The sequence below is a fragment of the Nocardia farcinica genome (assembly GCF_029867845.1).
GTDB classification, from domain to species: Bacteria; Actinomycetota; Actinomycetes; order Mycobacteriales; family Mycobacteriaceae; genus Nocardia; species Nocardia farcinica_A.
The window spans coordinates 1-4,578 of the sequence record NZ_JARWRU010001061.1; the positions used below are offsets into that span (position 1 = coordinate 1).

The following is a 4,578-nucleotide window of genomic DNA, read 5'->3' on the forward strand; positions in this document are numbered from 1 at the left end:
CCCCCCCCCCCCCCCCCCCCCCCGCCCCCCCCCCCCCCCCCCCCCCCCCCCCCCCCCCCCCCCCCCCCCCCCCCCCCCCCCCCCCCCCCCCCCCCCCCCACGACCGTGTCCTCCTGGTTTGACCCGCGCCGGCCGCGGGTAGTTGCTGTTGGATAGCTATCGCTGTTCAATAGCGTTCGAGGTCCGCGCGGGACTGTCCCGCTCGTCACCGGACCCAGTGCTCCACACGCAGCGCGTGACGTATTTCCGCAGGACATGTGCTCGGCAGGAACGTGCTTTCGGCAGGACGTGTTTCCGGCAGGACATGTGCTTTCGCCAGACATGTGCTCCCGGCAGGAAATGGCACCCCCCCTTATGCAGGAGGATGAGTCGTGGGCGTTCGGTCTGATTCCGGTTCGGTGCCGCGAGGCGGCGGCAACAGCGCGGATTCCGTGCCGCGTGGCGGTGACGGCGCCGTGCTACCGCACTCGCGCGGCAGGCTGCACATCGTGCTGGTCGCCCCGCCCTACTTCCAGGTGCCGCCCACCGGTTACGGGGGTGTCGAGGCGATCGTCGCGCACCTGGCCGACGCCCTCGTCGCCCGAGGTCACCGAGTCACCCTGATCGGGATCGGCGAGCCGGGCACCGCGGCCGACTTCCTCGCGGTCTCCGAACGCGGCGCCGCCGAACAACTCGGCGAGGCGTATCCCGAAGTGCTGCACGCCCTCCGGGTGCGGCAGGCAGTGGAGGAACTGGCCGCGCGCGAGCCGATCGACGTGTTGCACGACCACACCTTCGCCGGGGTGCTGAACGCGCCCTCCTATCACCGGCTCGGCATTCCGACCGTGCTGACCGTGCACGGCGCGGTGGACGGCGAATTCGCCGAGTACTACCGGCGAATCGGCGACACCGCGGGACTGGTGGCCATCAGCGACCGGCAGCGCGCGCTGGCCCCCGACCTCAACTGGGTCGGGCGGGTGCACAACGCCGTGGCGCCGCAACAGTGGCCGTTTCGCGCCGAAAAAGATTCCTACGCACTGTTTCTCGGCCGCTTCTCGCCCTGCAAGGGCGCCGATCTGGCGGTGCTGGCCGCCCACGAGGCGGGGCTGCCGCTGATCCTGGCCGCCAAATGCATCGAGCCGGTGGAGAAGGAGTTCTTCGAGGACCGCGTCCGGCCGCTGCTCACCGACGACGATCTGGTCTTCGGCGAGGCGGACTCCACCCAGAAGCGCACCCTGCTCGCCGACGCCCGCTGCCTGCTGTTCCCCATCCGCTGGGAGGAGCCGTTCGGCATGGTGATGATCGAGGCCATGGCCTGCGGGACGCCGGTGGTCGCGATGCGCGGCGGCGCGGTCGAGGAGGTGGTCGAGCACGGGGTGACCGGCTGGGTCTGCGACGAGGCCGCCGCCCTGCCGGAACACATGCTGCGCAGCGAGGAGATCGACCCGCGCGCCTGTCGCGCCAGGGTCGAACAGTCGTTCTGCGTGGACCGGCTGGCCGCGGGCTACGAGGCGGTGTACGCCGAGAGCGTCGCAGGCTTCCGCAAGGCCCCCGAACAGCGGGCCACCGGCGCCGCGATGTCCGCTCTCGTCTCGGCGGTGCGGTGATGACCGCCCCGCTGCGCCCGCTGGCGGGCACCGCCGTGGTCAGCCTCGTGCGCGCCGACACCGGATGCCTGTGTGTGAGCGATCGCAGCGGCGACATCCGCCGCGACGCCACGCAGGGTTTGTTCTACCGCGACGCGCGGGTGCTGTCGCAGTGGGAGCTGACCGTGGAGGGCCGCGCCGTCGAACAGATCGCCTTCGACAACGTCGGTCCTGGCCAGACCCGGTTCCTGCTGCGCGTCACGCCCTACTCCGGCTGCGTGAGCACCGTGCTGATCGAGCGCCACCGCATCCTCGGCCACGGCCTGACCGAGTCGATCACCGTGCGCAATCTCGGTCACGAGGACACCGCACTCACCCTGACGCTGGACGTGGACGCCGATTTCGCCGACCTGACCGCCGTCAAGCACGGCAGGCCGGAGGTGGGCGGCGGCGACGTTGCGGTCAACGGCGAGGAGATGCTGTTCATCGACGACAACGACTCCGGGCACGGGGTGGCGGTGCGCGCCTCGGGCGAGCCCACCGTGACCCCTGGGTTGTTCCGCTGGCACGCGGTGGTGCCCGCACAGGGCCGCTGGCAGACCGAACTGGCGGTACAGCCGGTCAACCGCTACCGGCGGATGCCGCTGGTGGGCTCGCAGACCCCAGGCGAACCCGACGAGCCGACCGCCAGCTGGCGCGACACCCCGGCCAGGGTGCACGCCACCGCCAGGGAGTTCGCCCGGGTGCTCGCCTACTCCGAGGCCGACCTGGCCGCGCTGGCCATCCACGACGACACCGGCGCCCCCGCCTTCCTGGCCGCGGGCGCGCCGTGGTCGATCCATCTCTCCGTCCGCGACAGCCTGCTGAGCGCGTGGATGACGCTGCCGCTCGACCCGGATCTGGCGCTGCGCACCCTGACCAGGCTCGCCGCGCTACAGGGCGCCGCCACCGATCCGCACACCGAGGAGGAGCCGGGGCGCATCCCGCGCGCCTACCACGGTCCGGCGGGCGAGGCCGACCGGGCGGGCGCCTGCTACGGCTCGGTGGACACCACGCCGCTGTTCGTCATGCTGCTCGGCGAGGCATTGCGCTGGGGCGCCGACCCCGATGTCGTCCGCACCCTGCTTCCCGCCGCCGACGCGGCGCTGACCTGGATCGACCGGTACGGCGATCTCGACGGCGACGGCTTCGTCGAATACCGCAGGCACACCGATCGCGGCAGGCTCAACCAGAGCTGGAAGGACAGCTGCGACTGCATCAACGACGCGCACGGCCATCGCGCCGACCCGCCGATCGCGCTGGCCGAGGTCCAGGGTTACGCCTACGCCGCCGAGCTGGCGCGCGCCGACCTGGCCGACGCCTTCGGCGACCACCACGACGCCGAGCGGTTGCGCGGCAGCGCCGCCGAACGCAAGGCCCGCTTCGACGCCGCCTTCTGGATCGCCGATCGCGGCCACTACGCGCTCGGCCTGGACGGGCACAAGGCCCACATCGACGCGCTGACCAGCAATCCCGCGCACTGCCTGTGGACCGGGATCGTCGCCGAGGAGCGCGCCGCACAGCTGATCGAGTCGCTCGGGAGCCGGTCGATGGGCAACGGCTTCGGCCTGCGCACCCTGAGTTCGGAGATGGCGGCCTACAACCCGATGAGCCACCACAACGGCAGCGTGTGGCCGCACGACACCGCGATCGCGGTGGCCGGGCTGCTGCGCTATCGGCACGTGCCCGGCGCGAAGGCGCTCGCCGAGACGCTGACCGCGGGCCTGCTGGACGCCGCGAGCTTCTTCGACGGCCGGTTCCCCGAGCTGTTCTGCGGCTTCGACCGCACCGAGTTCCCCACGCCGGTGCCGCATCCGGCGGCCTGCGTGCCGCACGCGACCTCGGCGGCGGCGTCGTTGCTGTTGCTGCGTTCCTGGCTCGGCCTCGAGCCGGACGTGCCGAACCGTACCCTGGTGTTGCATCCGCGGTTGCCGCTGGACTGGGGCACCGTGCGGCTCGGCGATCTGCGGCTGGGGCAGGCGACCGTGCACATCACCGCGCACGCCAACTCCGCTGAGGTCACCGGGCTGCCCGCGGACTGGGAACTGCGCAAGGCGACGCCGACGACGCCTGCGCACAGTCGCGACACCCGGCCCTGGGACGACGACCAGGTGACGGTGGCCACTCGCTGACCGAGGACACCACGACGAGGATCGACCGTGACCGAAGCACACTGGAATCCGCTGCTGCGGGCGCAGTTCGACTGGCATTGGGACAACCAGGTGCGCGACCGCCTGGCCGGACTCACCGACGAGGAGTACTTCTGGGAGCCGGTCCCCGGTTGCTGGAGCGTGCGCCCGCGCGGCACCAGCAGCGCACCGGTACAGGCGGGCAGCGGGACGATGACCATCGACTTCGCCTTCCCGCCCCCACAACCGCCGCCGGTGACCACCATCGCCTGGCGGCTCGGGCACCTGATCGTCGGGGTGCTGGCGATGCGCGGCGCAAGCCACTTCGGCCGGGCGCCGGTGGACTACCGGTCCTTCGAGTACGCGGCCACCGCCGAGCAGGCGCTCGCCCAGCTCGAAGCGGAGTACGCGACCTGGCGGGCGGGAGTGGAGTCGCTGGGCGAGGAGGGGCTGCTCCGCCCGTGCGGACCGGCGGAGGGGCCGTACGCCGAGGAACCGATGGCGGCGCTGGTGCTGCACGTCCAGCGCGAGCTCATCCACCACCTCGCCGAGGTGGCGCTGCTGCGGGATCTGTACGCGCACTCCCGCGCAGCCGCGTCCTGAATCCGGGGCGTCCAGCCCGGGGGACGCCATGCGACACGCTTGGCGCGACACGCGGCCGGGGAGTCGTCCACCCATCCGGGCGGCTCATGGGTCCGAACGTGAGGCGAGAAGAACTCGTTCGGACGAGAGGTGATCGATGGCACCCGGTCGGCACAGCAGCTCGATCCGTCGCGGCGGCGCGGTTCCGCGCACCGGCGGCGGAAGGCACGCGGCGCCGGGAGGGCGCGTCCGCGCGGTCGTTC

At 72.2% G+C, this 4,578-nt stretch carries 3 protein-coding genes; all 3 read left to right on the top strand.

Going from position 1 to position 4,578, the window contains the following annotated elements:
* Positions 1–371: 371 nt before the first annotated feature.
* From QH283_RS23425 to QH283_RS23435, 3 genes are read left to right on the top strand one after another with little or no spacing between them, the layout of a single operon-like run.
* Positions 372–1,586: a glycosyltransferase family 4 protein gene (locus QH283_RS23425; RefSeq protein ID WP_414689521.1), complete on the top strand. Its 1,215-nt coding sequence runs from the start codon at positions 372–374 to the stop codon at positions 1,584–1,586.
* Entirely contained in the window at positions 1,586–3,736 is a 2,151-nt protein-coding gene (locus QH283_RS23430; RefSeq protein ID WP_280505098.1) for an amylo-alpha-1,6-glucosidase, read from the top strand. Before QH283_RS23425 ends, QH283_RS23430 begins: the two co-directional genes overlap by 1 nt.
* Positions 3,737–3,763: 27 nt before the next feature.
* On the top strand, positions 3,764–4,336 hold the full coding sequence (locus QH283_RS23435; protein WP_280505099.1) for a DinB family protein: 573 nt from the start codon (positions 3,764–3,766) through the stop codon (positions 4,334–4,336).
* Positions 4,337–4,578 lie beyond the last annotated feature (242 nt).

What these genes read in the sequence shown, in the direction of transcription:
- QH283_RS23430 (WP_280505098.1), top strand. Translation starts at nt 1,586, where the DNA reads ATGACCGCCCCGCTGCGCCCGCTGGCGGGCACCGCCGTGGTCAGCCTC.